The organism is Kolteria novifilia (assembly GCA_007748055.1).
Classification (GTDB): Bacteria; Planctomycetota; Planctomycetia; order Kolteriales; family Kolteriaceae; genus Kolteria; species Kolteria novifilia.
This window is the reverse complement of record CP036279.1, coordinates 1,755,395-1,772,333: the sequence shown is the minus strand read 5'-3', so window position 1 is coordinate 1,772,333 and position 16,939 is coordinate 1,755,395. Positions and strand designations below refer to the sequence as shown.

The following is a 16,939-nucleotide window of genomic DNA, read 5'->3' as shown; positions in this document are numbered from 1 at the left end:
CGGTGGGATCGGCCACTCGACATCGCATGATGTGACGAGAGGCGCCGCACGATGCGCGTAACTTCTGGACCAGGATCAACGGTCCCCACGCTTGTCAGACGTTCGATATCCACTAACCACCGATTGTCTCGTCTGGAGCTGACAAGGATGCTTTGCTCACTGACTCGACATGCCCTCGGCACGGCTTTCTTGGCGGCGACACTTTCCGCCTCGCCCGTGTTCGCCCAGGACGCCGACCCCACCGGACCCGCGATCACCGCTCCCGGTGACGCTGGCGAAGTGCCGCCCGATCCGGAAGCGTTCGTCGCCCCGGAAGGCGCTGACGACGAGTTCCTGTTCACCCCCGATGTCTCCGACACGGGCATGGGCGCCGATCCCGTCCTCGAAGAGGACGTCAACACGGCACCGACGCCGAATCCCTTTCAGCCCTTGCTCTTTGAGAACAATTTCCTCTATCTCGACAACCCAGGGGCCGATCGGGGCAAGATGTTCGAGTGGCTCAAGCGCCGCAAGCTGTGTGGCGATTGCGTGGTGGTCTCGGCCGGTGGCCAAATTCGTCACCAGTACAAGAACCTCGACAACCGCAGTCTCTTCACCGGAACGCCGACGACGCCACGCACCAACAACGAGAGCCTCGTACGGTTGCGGACCTATCTCGATGCGGAAATCGGCGGCTGGTTCCGGGCCTACGTCGAGTACCTTGACGCTTCCTACAACAACTCGTCACTGCCCCCACTGGCGATCGATGAGAACCGAAGCGACCTACTCAACGTCTTCGGCGAAGCGCATCTTTGGACGTGGGACGATGGAGCGAAGACATCGGCGCGCGTCGGTCGCCAACAGCTGACGGCCGGAGCTCAACGGCTCTTGTCGCCGCTCTTCTGGGCGAACGCTCCGCGAACCTTCTCGGGCGGCAAGCTCTTCACCAAGGGCTCCAAGAAGTTCGACACCGAGATCTTCTGGGTTCGGCCGACCAACGCCTTCTACTGGACGCAGTTCCACCCAACGAGCTACGACCAACCGAGCCAGAGCACCTGGCTCGCGGGCCTCGTCGGCTACACGCGGGGAAATGAGAACATCCAGGCAATGCCGTTCCTCTTCATCCTTCGGGAGGAAGATGCCCTTCCCGGCCCCCAAGCCGGTCCAGGTCACCGCAACTACAGCGGCAATCCCGACAACCTGGTCTGGACCGTCGGCAGCCGTTTCGACGGTAAGGTCTCCGATTGGCTCTACGACATTGAAGGGGGCATGCAGCTCGGGACGTCAGGCAGCAAGGACATCGTCGCGGGAATGATGACGGTTGGTATCGGCCGCGAGATGCCCGATGTCTTTTGGACGCCGACGGTCTGGGCCTGGTTTGATTGGGCGAGTGGAGACTCCGATCCGTTCGACGGCACAATCGGAACCTTCAACCAACTCTACCCATTGGCTCATAAATACTTCGGCTTCATCGACCTCGTCGCCCGACAGAATGTTTACGACGCCAACTTCCAGGTCTTCGTCAAGCCGACCAAGAAGCTGACGCTTCTGGCTTGGAGCCACTTCATGTGGTTGGCCGAGAAGCGCGACGGGCTCTACAACGCCGCCGGGATCGTCTCCTTCCAGGATCCGACCGGACGCTCCGGGCAGCACATCGGCAACGAGTTGGACCTCGTGGCTCTCTACAAGGTCACCAACAACGTCAGCCTGGAAGTGAGCTACAACCACTTCTGGTCCGGCAACTTCATCCGCAACCAGGGTGGTCAGCAACAAGCTCACTTGCTCTACACCCAGATCCTCGTCAACTTCTAATCGGACGAGAGCTTCTGAGCGATCGCGGTCACCAGCGGTTTCATGAAGAAGGACTCCGATGGCGAGACGGCGACTTCGACCCCACGCTGCTCGAGCGCCTCGTTGACTACCGGGCCGACCCCGGCGACGAGCGTTCGAGCAATCCCTTTCCGCAGGGCCTCGGCCCGCTCGGACTTCTCCGCCACTTGCCAAAGGCGATCGACTTGCGAGGCGCTGGTGAACGCCACCACCGTCACCTCTCCCCGGTTCATGCGATCGATCAAGTCGATGACACGATCGGTGTCGCTATCGGGAGCGTAGACGTAGGGGGCCACGGGAGCGACGGTCGCTCCCGCTTCGCGAAGAAAGCCGAGTAGTTTCTCGTTGGGAACTTGGCCGTACATTTGGACCGCGACGCGACGTCCCTGGAGATGCTCGCTTGAGAGCGTCTCGATGATACCGTCGGTCGTCGGCGCCGCGGCGGGAAGGTCGGGGCCGAGTCCGATCTTTCGCAAGGCGCGACTCGGCTTGGGGCCGCGGGTGATCTTCCGGACCTTTCCGAGAGCCTCCTCGACCGCCGGCCTCATCGAGGCGCGTTCGGCGAAGCCGAGAAGTCGGTTGACTCCCTCGCCGGTCATGAGGATGAGGTCGTCGAACGTTCCACTCACAAGATCCTTGAGCCAGGCCTCGATCGGGGCGGCATCCTCGGCATCGTGAATCGCGACCAAAGGACAGCGAATCACTTGCGCCCCCTTCGCCTCCATCATCCGGGCGAGCGTATCCAACTCGCGACTCTCGGGCAGAGCGACCGTCGCATCCGCGATCGACGCAGCATCATCAGACATGGCAAGCTCCATCGGACTAGCGAAACAGCCTCGAGGCGACCCGCAAGACCTTCGCATCCCGCGAGCCGGTAACTAGTAACTAGGTGTTCGCGACGGCGTCGCAAAGAGTAGGCGCCAAACTTGGTCCCGGGTCGCGCCGAATCGCGACGAGTGCCCAAGAACGGCGCGAGCTTGCTGGATCATCTCGCATCCCTTCATCGTGCCGAGTGAAACCAAGAGCTGTAACCACCGAAGGCGGCACGTGTTAGCGACAACTTCGCGGTTATCCTGCGGAACCGGAATAGGGTTTGCACCGATCACCGGTTGGGATCGGCTTAGCGAGGTAACCGCGTAGGGACTTCTCCGAGGTCCCGTCCATCTATTCGTTGCCAAGTAATAGATCGAAATCGATGACCGATCCGTACGCCGACAATCAATCCGCGCCAGCCAGCGTTCCCCAGCCGGGACCGCTTCACGTACTCGGTTCACCCGATTCGAAGCTTTCCTTCTCCCAGATCAACGAGCTGAAGACCGAGGGAGTGTTCCTCCGCAAGTCGGACTCCCCCGGCAAGTTCATGATCCGAATTCGCATCCCCGGCTGCGAGCTGACAGCCGACCAGGCGCGCGAAGTCGCCTTCGTCGCGTACGAGTACGGTCACGGCATCGTCGACGTCACCCGCCGAGCCGGATTGCAGGTTCAAGGTCTCGACACCCAGCGGGTCGCGAAGGCGGTCGAACGACTCGAAGCGGTCGGCCTCTCCACCAAACGGACCGGCTGGCACAGTGTCCGCAACATCTACTGCCACCCACTCAGCGGTATCGATCCCGACGAAGTCTTCGACACCCGCGAGTTGTGCGTGACCCTTTCCGAACGCTTTGTCGCCAACGAAAGCTTTCGGAACCTCACTCACAAGTTCAACGTCGCCCTCAACGGCTCGAGTCGCTTGGCGATCAGCTATTGGCTCCAGGACCTTTGCTTTCTCGCGGTGCGCGGCGACGACGGCGATGTCGGCTTCCGCGTGCTTATCGGCGGCCGACAGGGTGAAAGCCCTTCGCTGGCGCGGCATCTTCCGGTCCTCATCGAGCCTGAGCACGTTCCCGAAGTCGCCGAGCGGCTGGTGGAAATCTATCGCGAACACGCTCCCAAGTACGCCGAGGCCGGTCGTCGCTTCGACACCGTCGTCGACGCCCTCGGACTCAACGAGCTTCAGCGTCTGCTCGAGGAAGGACTCGACCACCCGCTGATTCCCTGTGTCGCCGAGCCGCCCACGCCGGTCGCGTACGACGATCTCGTTGGCTGGTTCTCGGAGAGGAAACAGGGTTTCTGGGCGATGGGGCTCGCGGTCCCGGTCGGTCGAATGAGTTGGGAACAGCTCGAAGCGATCTCCGTCGCCGCCAAGCGATGGGGCAACGGAACCCTTCGCACGACGCAAGAGATGGGCATCGTCGTCCCCGGCATCAAAGAGGCGTTCCGCGATTCCGCGGCGACCGAAGTGGGCCGAGTCGGGCTCAGCCCCTTCGCCGACACGCAAACGAGAAACATCTACGCCTGCACCGGCCGGCAGTTCTGTAGCTTGGCGATCACGGAAACCAAACGCCACGCGCTGCGTCTGATCGACGAACTCCGCCGTAAGATGCTCACGCTGCACGGCATCCGCATCCACATGAGCGGCTGCAACTCCGGCTGCATGCAACACATGAGCGCCGATATCGGCCTGAAGGGCGTTCGCGTCCGGCGGATGCTCGGAACGCGCGAAGGCTTTGACGTTTACCTCGGTGGCGGTATCGCCGGCCGGGTCCATCTTGCGAGACCCTATCGCATGGGCGTCGACGTCGAGCAGCTTCCTCAAGTCATTGAGGAGATCGTTCGCGAGTACTACGTCAAGCACCGGCCGGGCTATACCTTCACCGCGTATTGGCGCGAAGTGCTTCGTCACCACGAGGCCAAGCAGGTGCAAGAGGGCGAGTACGTCCCCCCGACGTGGGTTTGCGAAGCGTGCAACTACCGCCATCGCGGCGAGGATCCGCCTGTCTTTTGTCCCGAGTGCGCCGCCCTTCGGCGTCACTTCGCGCGCGATGAACGTGAACAGTCCGAAGAGACCACTCTCCCGGCTCCTACCAATCCGATCGAAAGCGACGCCGATTCCTTTGACGACGAAGTTCCGATGGACGAGATCGTTCAGGTCGTCCAACAACCGCAACTCGTCGGAATCGACCGGGTCAAAAAGGCGGCCGAGACGCTCGTCGACTGGCTCCGCCAAGCCGAAAACACCTCCTCCCAGCAACAACGCAAGAGCCGTGGTCGCCCCCGTGATCCCGAGATCGCGCGCCGCGACCGACTGATCCGACGCCTCGTCCGGGAGCAACCCCATCTGGGGCATACCGACGTCGCGAAGATCGTCTCCGAACGACTCGAACGAGACATCACCACCCACATGGTCCGCAACGCACTCAAGCGGGGCGGGCAGACACGTGGGAGTAAGGAAACGCTGTCAAGCGATCCTTTTTGACCACCGGCTTTACCGCAAGACGCAAGCCGTTGGCCAAACGAGAGTTGCGACACGACCTCAAAAAACTCCGTGGTCGAAAATCGTTAAGACCAACGACCTTTTGATCACCCCTTAAGATGCGTCCGTGGCCCAAGGCGGTGTCCCGAGAGGATCACGATGGCGATCATTGTTGATAGTTTGACGACCTCCACGACTCAGGACGAAACGGCTCTCGCCGGCGTCAGCGGAGAGCGTCTGATTCATCATTACCTGCAAGAGCAGCAGGACCTGACCGCCGTCGAACGCTTCGCCAACGCGCATGACGCCTCGACGATTCCCGAGATGCGGCGCTACTACCGCGACTTGATCCCACTCACCAATCCGGGCCCCGGCGAGCAGTTCGCCTTCCAAGTCGATCTCGACTCCTGCACCGGCTGCAAGGCCTGCGTCACCGCGTGCCACAGCTTGAACGGACTCGACGACGACGAGGCGTGGCGCGATGTCGGCCTGCTTCACAGTCGCGAGACCGACGAGCCCTATCTCCAGATCGTCACCACCGCGTGTCATCACTGTGTCGATCCCGCCTGCATGAATGGCTGCCCGGTCAACGCCTACGAGAAGGACGAACTGACCGGCATCGTTCGTCACCTCGACGACCAGTGCATCGGTTGCCAGTACTGCGTCCTGAAGTGCCCCTACGACGTTCCCAAGTACAACAAAGCCAAGGGCATCGTCCGCAAGTGCGACATGTGCAGTCAGCGTTTGGCGAAGAATGAAGCCCCCGCCTGCGTCCAGTCGTGTCCCAACTCCGCGATCAGGATCACGATCGTCTCGACCGAGCAGACGGAAGATCGCGCCGACGAGCAGGTCTTCCTGCCGGGCGCTCCCGATCCCTCCTACACCAAGCCGACAACGCGTTACCGCACCTCCAAGCGGATTCCCGAGAACGCGATTCCCGGCGACTACTGGACGGTCAAGAAGGAGCACGCCCACCTTCCGCTAGTGATCATGCTCGTCCTCACCCAGCTTTCGGTGGGTGTCTACGCGGTCAACGCGGCGATCACCTTCCTTCACCAGCAGATCCAAACAGGTGAGCTTGTGGCGATCAAGGCGTTGGTGGCCCTCTTCGTGGGACTGTTGGCGCTCGGCTCCAGCACGCTGCACTTGGGCCGGCCGCTCTACGCCTTTCGGGCGATCGTCGGACTGAGGAAATCGTGGCTCAGCCGCGAGATCGTCCTCTTCGGCCTCTTCGCGAACATGGCGATGTTCTACTCGGCGTACTCCTGCTACGAGTGGGTCTTCCAGCGGCCCTTGCTCGACTTGGGAAGCTGGCTCGACGCGGGCATCGTGACGGTCGGCGTTGTGGCGATCTTCTCCTCGGCGATGATCTACCACGATACGCGTCGCCCCTATTGGCACCTGGGACGTTCACTCTCGAAGTTCCTCCTGACGGCGCTCATCCTCGGCATCAGCGTCAACTTGAGCGTCGAGATCGTGACCGCGGCGTGGTCGAACGACGTTCCCCTGACGACCTTCATGAGGGTGTCGGCACCGGAGCTCTGCGGCGTGCTGATCCTCGCCACCCTCGTCAAGATGGCGATCGACGCCAGTGTCTTCGCCCACCTGATGGACAACCAACAAACGCCGCTCAAGCGAACCGCCATCCTGATGGCGCGGCATCTCTCGGAAGTGACCGCGTGCCGTTTCCTCTTCGCCCTGATTGGCGGCGTGGTCATTCCCGCGGTCTTCATGCTGGGACACCAGGACGGCGATCTTCAGAACCTGCCCTTCGCGATCATCGTGACCTCGCTCTCGCTGGGGCTGAGCCTGGGGGCCGAGTTCGCCGAACGCTACCTCTTCTTCACATCGGTCGCCGCCCCCAAGATGCCGGGAGGAGTCCCCCAATGAGTCTCGCCACCGCCAACGACACCGATCGCCTCATCGACGAATTCGCGCTCATGCGAAAAGAGGGGCCGCTGACGCGCCAGCTCCTGCAGGAACCGGGCGGCTTCGGGCTCGGCATGATCCCCAACGGCTGCAAGCCCGACAGCACCACGAAGATGGTGTGCGGCTTCTGCTCGACCGGTTGCTCGCTCAACGTCCATCTGAAGGAGGGCGAAGCGGTTGGGCTGACCCCCGCGACCGGCGATCCCGTCAACGTCGGCATGGCGTGCCCGAAGGGTTGGGAAGCGGTGTCGGTGCTCGACTCGCCCGCCCGAGCGACCACCCCACTCTTGCGACGCAACGACCGACTCGAGCCGGTCTCCTGGGACAACGCGTTGACCACCTTCGCCGAGCGGATCAAGGCGATCATCGCCGAACACGGACCCGACTCGGTCGCGTTCATCTCCACCGGTCAAATCCCGACCGAAGAGATGGCGATGCTCGGAGCGTTGGCGAAATTCGGCATGGGGCTGCGGCACGGCGATGGCAATACCCGCCAGTGCATGGCGACCGCCGTCGTCGCCTACAAGCAGGCCTTCGGCTTCGACGCCCCGCCCTACACTTATCAGGACTTCGAAGAGTCCGACATGATCGTCCTGGTCGGCTCCAACCTTTGCATCGCCCACCCGATCATGTGGGAACGGGTGCTCAAGAACAAACGCGATCCCGATATCGTCGTCATCGACCCGCGCTGCACTGAAACCGCGATGGCGGCGACGTGGCACCTACAGATCAAGCCCAAGTCCGACCTCGCGCTCTTCTACGGCGTCGCCAACATCCTCGCCGAGCGTGGTTGGCTCGACGAGTCCTTCATCGAGCGGCACACCGAGGGCGTCGATGATTTCGTCAAGCACGTCGCTCCCTATAACCTCGACCGCGTCTCCCACGAGACCGGCCTCGAGTCGACCGCGATCGAGACCTTCGCCCGCTTCATCCACGAGCGCGAGCGGACCTCGTTCTGGTGGACGATGGGCATCAATCAGAGCTACGAGGGCGTTCGCGCCGCGCAGAGCATCATCAACCTCGCCCTGCTCACCGGCAACATCGGACGTCCCGGCACCGGCGCCAACTCGATCACCGGCCAGTGCAACGCGATGGGCTCGCGGCTCTTCAGCAACACCACCTCCCTCTTCGCCGGACGCGACTTCACCAACGACGCGCATCGTCAAGAAGTCGCCGAGACGCTCGGGATCGACGTCGATCTCATCCCCTCGACGACAAGTTGGGACTACGCGACCATCATGGAGAACGTCCTCGCCGGAAAGGTGAAGGCTCTCTGGGTCATCGCGACGAACCCGGCCCATTCGTGGATCAACCAGAACGCTTGCCGCGACATCCTCAGTCGGCTCGACTTCCTCGTCGTCCAGGACAGCTATGTCGACACCGAGACCGCCAAGAGCGCCGATTTAGTCCTGCCGGCGGCCGCTTGGGGCGAAAAGGAAGGGACCTTCATCAACTCCGAGCGACGTCTTGGGGTCATCAAACGCGTCAAGCAAGCGCCTGGACAAGCCCTGGCCGACTTCTCGATCTTCAAGCTGATCGCCCACTACTGGGGATGCGACGACCTCTTCCGTGAGTGGACCTCGCCCGAGGCGACGTTCCAGATTCTCTCGCGACTCTCCAAGGGGCAGCCCTGCGACATTTCCGGCGTCGAGGACTATCGCATGATCGACGACGCCGGCGGCATCCAGTGGCCCTGTCCCGAGGGAAGCCCCCCGTCGCTCGCCAACCAGCGTCGCCTCTTCGAGGATCACGCGTTTTACACGCCCTCGGGCCGGGCTCGCTTCAAGTTCGAGGAGCCCAAGCCCCTCTCAGAGCCTCCCGATGACCACTACCCGCTGATCCTGCTCACCGGGCGTGGGACCTCGGCGCAATGGCACACGCAGACGCGAACGCGACAGTCGGCGGTGCTTCGCAAGCTCTATCCCCAGCAGATCTACGTCGAGATCAACCCCATCGACGCCAAGGAACTGAACCTCGAGGCGGACGAGTGGGTTTCGGTGGAGTCGCGGCGGGGGCGAGTCAAAGCTCGCGCCTTCCTCACGAACTCCGTCCAGCCGGGCCAGGTCTTCCTGCCCATGCACTACGAACCGGTCAATCGTCTCACCGACGCGGTCTTCGATCCCTACTCCCGGCAGCCCTCCTACAAGGCGTGTGCGGTACGGGTCGGGCCCTGGCGCGTTCATCACGGAGTCTAGTCGTGACAACATTCACCAGTAGCTCGGCGGAAGCGTCGGAACAAGCCAACCAGGCGGGCAACGCAAACGCCGATCCGCCTTAGTCGATTCGCAACGCCCAACCGGCGCCGACCTGCGGCGTCTCGTTCGTCACTAGTTGTCAACAATCTTGGAACACGGTCGCCAACGGCCGTCCGCGTGGAAGGTACGTCCCGACATCGCGGCTCGGTCACTCGAATAGGAGGAAATTTCGTGCAAGTATCCGGAAAAGCCACTCGCATCGAGCTGTTCAAGCTCACCACGCAGATGAAAGCGTTCCACATGAGCTGGTTCGCCTTCTTCCTGTGCTTCTTCGGCTGGTTCGGCATCGCCCCGCTCATGGCCGTCGTCCGCGACGACCTCGGACTGACCAAGGTCCAGATCGGCAACACGATCATCGCCTCGGTGGCGATCACCGTGCTGGCCCGACTCCTGATCGGCCCCCTGTGCGATCGCTTCGGTCCCCGACGCACGTACACGTGGCTGTTGATCCTCGGTTCGCTCCCGGTGATGACCATCGGGCTCGCCGACAGCTACGAGTCCTTCCTGCTCTTTCGGCTCGCGATCGGAGCCATCGGGGCCTCCTTCGTCATCACGCAGTATCACACCTCGGTGATGTTCGCTCCCAACTGCGTCGGCACCGCCAACGCCACGACCGCCGGCTGGGGCAACTTGGGCGGTGGCGTGACCCAAATGGTCATGCCGCTGATCTTCGCCGCCGTCCTTTTCTTCGGCGTCGATGCCGTCCTGGGCTGGCGACTGGCGATGGTGATTCCCGGTGTCGCACTGCTGCTGACCGGAATCGCGTACTACTTCTTCACCCAGGACGCCCCCGAGGGTGACTACCGGGAGCTTCGCGCCAAGGGCCTCATCCCGCCGGCCAAGTCGATCAACTTCTCCTCGTTCCTCAAGGCCTGTGCCGACATTCGCGTCTGGGCGCTCTTCATCGTCTACGCCGGCTGCTTCGGCATCGAGCTGACGATCAACAACATCGCCGCCCTCTACTACCACGACCAATTCGGCCTGGAACTGCAATACGCCGGTTTGATCGCGGGGCTCTTCGGTTTGATGAACCTCTTCGCCCGAACGCTCGGTGGGTACTTCTCCGACGCCGCCGCCAAGATCGTCGGCCTCAAGGGCCGGGTCTGGTTCCTCTTCGTCGCGTTGATGCTCGAAGGGATCGCGCTGATGCTCTTCTCGCGCATGAACGTCCTCGGCGTGGCGATCGCGACCATGATCGTCTTTAGCCTCTTCGTCCAAATGTCCGAGGGAGCGACCTTCGGCATCGTCCCCTTCGTCAATCGTCAAGCTCTCGGAGCCGTCGCCGGCATCGTCGGAGCGGGCGGCAACGCGGGAGCGGTCGCGGCCGGCTTCCTCTTCCGCCAGGAGGGACTCAGCCACCAGGACGCTCTGTTGTATCTCGGGTGTGCGGTCGCCCTGATCTCCTTCTTCGCGCTCGCGGTTCGCTTCAGCCCCGAAGTCGAGCACGCCGAACGAGAGAGCTTGGCCAACGCCCTTCGCGAACGGGCCCTGCCGGCCGGTGCGTGAAGTCGATTCATCGCGTCCAGGATTCCGTCGTCAACGGGAGAGGATTTGACATGAGGTCACTCGGGCCGCCCCCGCGGCGGCAGTTTCAAGGAAGATCGACGACACGATGATGTCGGGCAACCTACGGTGATCTTCCCGTGCAGCTCGGTTGTTCATCCGGGTCGGTTCACGGGACTATCGGAGTACCGTGCTAGGCCGATCCCAGCCCGGACGACTCCGAGCTGTACGGGTTTTCTTCAACCAGCGTCCCCGCGCTTTTCGCGCCGGGGACGCCTTCGATTCAACGAGGGACTCGCGGCGACAAGGCCACGACACGAATAGCACCTTCAGACAAGTCACCTCGGCGTGACCCCGACGAGGGAAGGAAGCGAGATGGCAAGCAACGGAACAGCGCAAGGGTTCAGCGAGGAACAGAAGCAGTACCTCTCCGCGTTCATGTGGGGCAGTGACTTGGCCCGAAGCGCTCGGGGACTACCGACCTTCGCCGGCACGCTCGGCCCCGCCAACGAGACTGATTCCTCGACGAGCGGCAGCTTCGACTACGACGCGTTCGGCCCCGAAGCGATGCATCGGCGCGCCCAGGACCAAGTCGAAGCCGGTGGCGGAAAACTCTGCAAGGAAGAAAAAGCCAAACGCGACAAGGACCCCTTCGGCATGTGGGGCGAGATGCGCGCCAATGCCCAACAGGGAGTCTTTCCCAAGGGAACCGACGTCTTTCTCTACAAGTACTACGGCCTCTTCCACGTCGCCCCCGCCCAAGACTCGTTCATGTGCCGACTCCGCTTCCCCGGAGGACTGCTCAACGCCCACCAAGCCAACGAAGTCGCTCGCTTGGCACGTGACTACGGCGGCAACTACGTCCACGTCACGACCCGGGCCAACTTGCAAATCCGCGAGATCGGCCCCAAGCACACCTTGGACGTCCTCACCGGCTTGCAAAATGCCGGCATCATCAACAAGGGCTCGGGCGCCGACAACATCCGCAACGTCACCGGCAGCGCCACCGCCGGCATCGACGCCGAGGAGCTGATCGACACCCGGCCCCTCAGCAACGAAATGCACCACTACATCCTCAACCACCGCGAGCTCTACGGTCTTCCCCGCAAGTTCAACATCGCCTTCGATGGTGGCGGGAGCATCTCCACGCTCGAGGAGACCAACGACATCGCCTTCGCCGCGGTCCGCGTCCCCGAAGGCAAGTCGATCCCCGCGGGCATCTACTTCCGCATGGGCCTCGGCGGCATCACCGGCCACAAGGACTTCGCTCGCGACACCGGCATCCTCCTCGAACCGGACCAGTGCGTTCCCGCCGCCGTCGCCGTCCTCAAGACCTTCATTGAACACGGCGACCGCACCGATCGCAACAAGGCACGCCTCAAGTACGTCCTCGACCGTTGGGGCTTCGAGAAGTTCCTCAGCGAGTCGGAAAAGCATCTGCCCTTCGCGTGGCCCAAGTTCCCGTTGGAGCAATGCGAGCCGCGCCGTCAGCCCGTGCGGATGGCCCATCTCGGCGTTCACCGTCAAAAACAAGAGGGCAAGGTCTATCTCGGCGTCGTCCTCCCCGTCGGCAAGCTCGAGACCGATCAGCTCGAAGGGCTCGCGACGATCGCAAATCGCTACGGCAGCGGCATGCTCCGGCTAACCGTCTGGCAGAACCTCCTCATCCCCGACATCAACGAATCGGATGTTCCCGATGTTCAAGAGGCTCTCGAGGACCTTGGTCTGGACTGCTCACCGACTAGTATTCGAGCGGGTCTGGTCGCTTGCACCGGCAACACCGGCTGTAAGTTCGCGGCCTCGAATACCAAGGGACAAGCCATGATCCTCGCCGAGCATCTCGAAACGAGCCTCAACGTCGACCAGCCGCTGAACATCCATCTGACCGGTTGCCATCACTCCTGTGCCCAGCACTACATCGGCGACATCGGGATGCTCGCCACCAAGGTCGAATCGAGCGATGGCGAAGAACTGATCGAAGGTTATCGCGTCTTCGTCGGTGGCGGCTACGGCGCCGACGAGGGGATAGGACGCGAACTCTTTCCCGAACTCCCCTTCGACGAAATCCCCGGACGTCTCGAGTCCCTCCTGAAGGTCTACATGCAACGACGGGATTCCGACGACGAATCGTTTCGTGACTTCTCGCGGCGTCATTCCATCGACGATCTCCTCGCCATGACGGAGCAACAGACCCATGCATGAACTCAACACCAATCTCACCACCGAACGGCTGGTTCCCCTGATCCCCGAGAGTGCTCCCTTCAACACGGAGCAGCGGGCCTGGCTCAACGGCTTCCTCGCCGGCTACTTCAGCAACGAGGTCGTCCCCGAAACAGCCCAGCCGGCGGTCGCCACCAGCGGTCAGGTGCCCGAACCCGAAGCGGCGCCCATTGAAGAGGACTTTCCGTGGCACGATCCGGGGCTCGAAGTGGAGGAGCGGTTGGCCCTCGCCGACGACCGGCCGCTTGAACGCCGTTTGATGGCGGCGATGGCTCAGCTCGACTGCGGCCAGTGCGGCTACGTCTGCCAGACCTACGCCGAGGCGATCGCCAACGGGAGCGAGTCGAAGCTGACCCTCTGCTCGCCCGGCGGCAAGACGACCAATCGTCAGCTCAAAAAACTCCTCGCCGAGTCCGACGCCCCGAGCGCCAATGGCGACGGTTCGCCTGGTGCGACCTCGACCGCCAGCGAGACAAACGGCCAAGACAAGGCGGGCTACGATCGCAACCATCCGGTCAGCGGCCGCTTGCTCGAGTCGCGGCGTCTCAATCACCCCGAGTCGGACAAGGAGACGCGTTTCATTTCGATCGACCTCTCCGAGTCGGGTCTCACCTTCGAGGTCGGCGACAGCTTGGGGATCTTCCCCAAGAACTGCCCCGACCTCATCGGTGAACTACTCGGCGAACTGGGCGCCAGCGGCGAGGAGACCGTCGGCAACAACGGCAGCAGCAAGACCCTGGCCGAACTCCTCTCCCATGCCGACTTCGGCGCTCCCTCCGACGAGTCGCTGCAACTGCTCGCCGAGTGCGCCACCGACGCCGAGGAACACGCCTACCTTCATCGCTGTCTCGAGGATGGAACCGACGATGGTGACGACATCGTCGACGTGCTTCGGCGCGTCCCCTCGGCCAAGCCCGATCCGGCGTCGTTCGCCCTGACGCTCGAACAGCTCCAGCCCCGGCTCTACTCCATCTCGTCGTCCCAGAAGGAACACCCCGGCCAGGTACAACTGACGGTCGCGGTCGTCCGCTACGAACGCAACGAGCGACGCCGCAAGGGGGTCGCGTCGACGTTCCTTTCCGAACGCCTCGAACCGGGGACGCCGATCGACGTCTATGTCCAGCGTTCCCACGGCTTTCGTCTGCCGGGCGCCGATGTTCCAGTGATCATGATTGGTCCCGGCACGGGGATCGCACCCTTCCGCGCTTTTCTCCAAGAGCGCAAGGCGAGCGGTGCCAAGGGAAAGAACTGGCTCTTCTTCGGCGACTGGCGTCGCGAGCACGACTTCCTCTACGAGGACGAGTTCTCCTGCTACCTAACCGACGGGCATCTCACCAACCTCGATCTCGCGTTCTCGCGCGATCAGGCCGAGAAGATCTACGTCCAGCATCTCATGCGGGAGCGTGGCAAGGATCTGTGGGAGTGGTTGCAGGAAGGGGCTCATCTCTACGTCTGCGGTGACGCCAAGCGCATGGCACGCGACGTCGACAAAGCCCTCAAGGAGGTCGCCACGACCCATGGCGGCGTCGACGGCGATCAGTACGTCAAGGAGCTCTCCGCGGCGGGACGCTATCTCAAGGACGTTTATTGATCGCGTGGGCGTAGGAACGCAGTCCGCCTTGCAAGCCGTCGGTAAGAAATCCCCTCTCTTGGCTACCCCAGGTTGATTCAACCTGGGCCGGCGCAGCCGGCAAGAAGTCTCGAGAGGATGCTCCCCCGCGGACGATTGTCCCTCTCCACCATCCGGCGATCGGAAGTCCCCGTCGGCCTCCGACGTGCTTCGCTCATATCCCTCTTCTGCTCCCCCTTGTCCAAGGGGGAGATAGAGGGGGTTCTCTTGTCCCCGCGAGTGCCGCCTCCGATGTTCATTGGTGGGCAAGTGCAGCCCGGAGAGAGCGAGCGATCCGGGACGTGTCGCCCCGACGGGGCTCGACGACTGCATCACATCACCCTGGCACTCACGTGCCAGGCTTTACTCGGCTGTCGCTTCGCGGCTACTCCCGTCCCATACCGATCGTCGAGCGCCCCGGTACCGTCAGCAACCGGGGCTACCGCGAAGGAGGGTTCGTTCGACTCACCGCCAACCCTCTCTTGGCTACCCCAGGTTGATTCAACCTGGGCCGGCGCAGCCGGCAAGAAGTCTCGAGAGGATGCTCCCCCGCGGACGATTCTCCCTCTCCACCATCCGGCGATCGGAAGTCCCCGTCGGCCTCCGACGTGCTTCGCTCACATCCCTCTTCTGCTCCCCCTTGTCCAAGGGGGAGATAGAGGGGGTTCTCTTGTCCCCGCGAGTGCCGCCTCCGATGTTCATTGGTGGGCAAGTGCAGCCCGGAGAGAGCGAGCGATCCGGGACGTGTCGCCCCGACGGGGCTCGACGACTGCATCACATCACCCTGGCACTCACGTGCCAGGCTTTACTCGGCTGCCGCTTCGCGGCTACTCCCGTCCCATACCGATCGTCGCGCGCCCCGGTACCGCCAGCAACCGGGGCTACCGTGAAGGAGGGTTCGTTCGACTCACCGCCAACCCTCTCTTGGCTACCCCAGGTTGATTCAACCTGGGCCGGCGCAGCCGGCAAGAAGTCTCGAGAGAATGCTCCCCCGCGGACGAGTCTCGTGTTCCACCATCCGGCGATCGGAAGTCCTTCCTCTCCGCCTACCCCAACTCGAACGTCGTCACCCCGAAGACCTTCGCGTCATCGACCTGCGGACGACCGTTCTTGTACATCCGCGCGGTCTCGAAGACCTTGGTGAGCTGCCGAGCGGCCGCCATCGCTTTCGCCTCGGCGTTGAGCCCCGCGATGTCCCAGTAGTAGAGCTCTCCGGGAATCGTCGAGAGGAGCGATTCGAGGAGCGACTCGGCGATCGACGCATCGTCGGCAAAGAGCGGACCGATCTTCCACCCTTGGCGGCACGCGCGGATGACGCCGTAACCCGCGAGTTGGCCGTCGCGCGGGACGCCGACCGCTCCCCCCTTCGGCCGATCGATCCAGCGTTCGAGGAACGCGGACCTCTCGGCGGGAAAACAAAGGCGGTCGTAGCGCATCACTTCCTCGAAGGGAACGTCGGCCAGGTCGACGACCTCCCCCGGGCGGGTGCCGCCGCCGGTCCCTTCGAAGCGAATGTTCTGGGTGATGAGTTCGAAGTTCCAGAGTTTGCGATAGCTCTCGACCTGCTCGACGACCCCATCGCAGCCGATGATGCGGTCCCCCAAGTACGCGAGGGCGACGTCGGCGAGCTTTGGACCGATCCAGCGATTGCGAAAGTCGGGCCGGACGATGTAGAGGCCGACGAAACCGAACTGGGCGTCATACGCCACCGCCGAGACCGCCGCGATCGGCTCACCCTTTGACTCGGCGACGAAAAAGCCGCTGGGGTCGGCGGCCCAGAAGGACCGAGCGTCGTCGAGCCCCGGATTCCACCCTTCGGCGGCGGCCCACTCGAGGGCCACGTCGACGTCATCACGATTCATGGTCCGGATGTGAAAGTCGGCCGCCAGCGGCATGCCCGAAGTCCTCCGCGCAAGGGTATGGTTGGGCGATTCGGCCGAACGAACTCGTCCCGCGTCGCGACCCGACGACGAGCACGCGACGTCGGTGCCTTCGGCCAACTGCCCCCTTATACGTGGAATGTCAGTGCTCGACGACAACGCCTTTCCAGAAAGCGACGTGGTCGGTGATTTCGCTCGCCGCTTCTTTCGGCTTGAGATAGGACCAAGCCGCCGCCGCGTTGACCTTGCCGTCGACGACGATGTCGTGGTAGCTCGCCGTCCCTTTCCAGGGACAGACCGAGGTCAATGTCGAGGGTCGCAAGAACTCACGATGGAGAGACTCGGGCGGGAAATAGTGATTGCCTTCGACGATCACCGTTTGATCGGACTCGGCCAAGACCTTGCCGTTCCACTTCGCCTTGGGCACGGTGCTCACCTTCCG

At 62.9% G+C, this 16,939-nt stretch carries 10 protein-coding genes; 7 read left to right on the top strand and 3 right to left on the bottom strand.

The features are described 5' to 3' along the window. The first annotated feature begins 147 nt into the window (after positions 1–147). On the top strand, positions 148–1,791 hold the full coding sequence (locus tag Pan216_RS06480; RefSeq protein WP_419193333.1) for an alginate export family protein: 1,644 nt from the start codon (positions 148–150) through the stop codon (positions 1,789–1,791). On the opposite strand, the gene Pan216_RS06475 is transcribed toward Pan216_RS06480, so the two are convergent. Continuing rightward, positions 1,788–2,615 (bottom strand): uroporphyrinogen-III synthase, encoded by an 828-nt coding sequence (locus Pan216_RS06475; RefSeq protein WP_419193332.1) that lies wholly within the window; start codon positions 2,613–2,615, stop codon positions 1,788–1,790. The genes Pan216_RS06480 and Pan216_RS06475 overlap by 4 nt on opposite strands. 389 nt (positions 2,616–3,004) lie before the next feature. On the opposite strand from Pan216_RS06475, the gene Pan216_RS06470 reads away from it, so the two are divergent. The 6 genes from Pan216_RS06470 to Pan216_RS06445 all read left to right on the top strand — a co-directional run bounded on the left by Pan216_RS06470 (position 3,005) and on the right by Pan216_RS06445 (position 14,599). Next, the gene (locus tag Pan216_RS06470) at positions 3,005–5,104 is read left to right on the top strand and encodes a rubredoxin-like domain-containing protein (RefSeq protein ID WP_145256453.1); all 2,100 of its coding nucleotides are present in this window, start codon (positions 3,005–3,007) and stop codon (positions 5,102–5,104) included. Positions 5,105–5,260: 156 nt separating this feature from the next. Further along, complete coding sequence (locus Pan216_RS06465; RefSeq protein ID WP_145256450.1) at positions 5,261–6,991, top strand: DmsC/YnfH family molybdoenzyme membrane anchor subunit; 1,731 nt, start codon at positions 5,261–5,263, stop codon at positions 6,989–6,991. Continuing rightward, positions 6,988–9,225, top strand: a complete 2,238-nt coding sequence (locus tag Pan216_RS06460; protein ID WP_145256447.1) for a molybdopterin oxidoreductase family protein — start codon at positions 6,988–6,990, stop codon at positions 9,223–9,225. Before Pan216_RS06465 ends, Pan216_RS06460 begins: the two co-directional genes overlap by 4 nt. Positions 9,226–9,456: 231 nt before the next feature. After that, positions 9,457–10,791, top strand: a complete 1,335-nt coding sequence (locus tag Pan216_RS06455; RefSeq protein ID WP_145256444.1) for a NarK family nitrate/nitrite MFS transporter — start codon at positions 9,457–9,459, stop codon at positions 10,789–10,791. Between the two features lie 372 nt (positions 10,792–11,163). Next, entirely contained in the window at positions 11,164–12,990 is a 1,827-nt protein-coding gene (locus Pan216_RS06450; protein ID WP_145256442.1) for a NirA family protein, read from the top strand. After that, positions 12,983–14,599, top strand: coding sequence for a sulfite reductase subunit alpha (locus Pan216_RS06445; RefSeq protein ID WP_145256440.1), 1,617 nt, complete (start codon positions 12,983–12,985; stop codon positions 14,597–14,599). The genes Pan216_RS06450 and Pan216_RS06445 overlap by 8 nt, the downstream gene beginning before the upstream one ends. Before the next feature lie 1,064 nt (positions 14,600–15,663). Here Pan216_RS06445 and Pan216_RS06440 read toward each other — a convergent pair. Together Pan216_RS06440 and Pan216_RS06435 are read right to left on the bottom strand one after the other, a co-directional pair. Further along, entirely contained in the window at positions 15,664–16,512 is an 849-nt protein-coding gene (locus Pan216_RS06440) for a GNAT family N-acetyltransferase (RefSeq protein ID WP_145256438.1), read from the bottom strand. A gap of 127 nt (positions 16,513–16,639) precedes the next feature. Next, entirely contained in the window at positions 16,640–16,924 is a 285-nt protein-coding gene (locus tag Pan216_RS06435) for a DUF427 domain-containing protein (protein WP_145256436.1), read from the bottom strand. Positions 16,925–16,939 lie beyond the last annotated feature (15 nt).

What these genes read in the sequence shown, in the direction of transcription:
- Pan216_RS06480 (WP_419193333.1), top strand. Translation starts at nt 148, where the DNA reads ATGCTTTGCTCACTGACTCGACATGCCCTCGGCACGGCTTTCTTGGCG.
- Pan216_RS06440 (WP_145256438.1), bottom strand. Translation starts at nt 16,512, where the DNA reads ATGCCGCTGGCGGCCGACTTTCACATCCGGACCATGAATCGTGATGAC.
- Pan216_RS06445 (WP_145256440.1), top strand. Translation starts at nt 12,983, where the DNA reads ATGCATGAACTCAACACCAATCTCACCACCGAACGGCTGGTTCCCCTG.
- Pan216_RS06475 (WP_419193332.1), bottom strand. Translation starts at nt 2,615, where the DNA reads ATGTCTGATGATGCTGCGTCGATCGCGGATGCGACGGTCGCTCTGCCC.
- Pan216_RS06465 (WP_145256450.1), top strand. Translation starts at nt 5,261, where the DNA reads ATGGCGATCATTGTTGATAGTTTGACGACCTCCACGACTCAGGACGAA.
- Pan216_RS06470 (WP_145256453.1), top strand. Translation starts at nt 3,005, where the DNA reads ATGACCGATCCGTACGCCGACAATCAATCCGCGCCAGCCAGCGTTCCC.
- Pan216_RS06460 (WP_145256447.1), top strand. Translation starts at nt 6,988, where the DNA reads ATGAGTCTCGCCACCGCCAACGACACCGATCGCCTCATCGACGAATTC.
- Pan216_RS06450 (WP_145256442.1), top strand. Translation starts at nt 11,164, where the DNA reads ATGGCAAGCAACGGAACAGCGCAAGGGTTCAGCGAGGAACAGAAGCAG.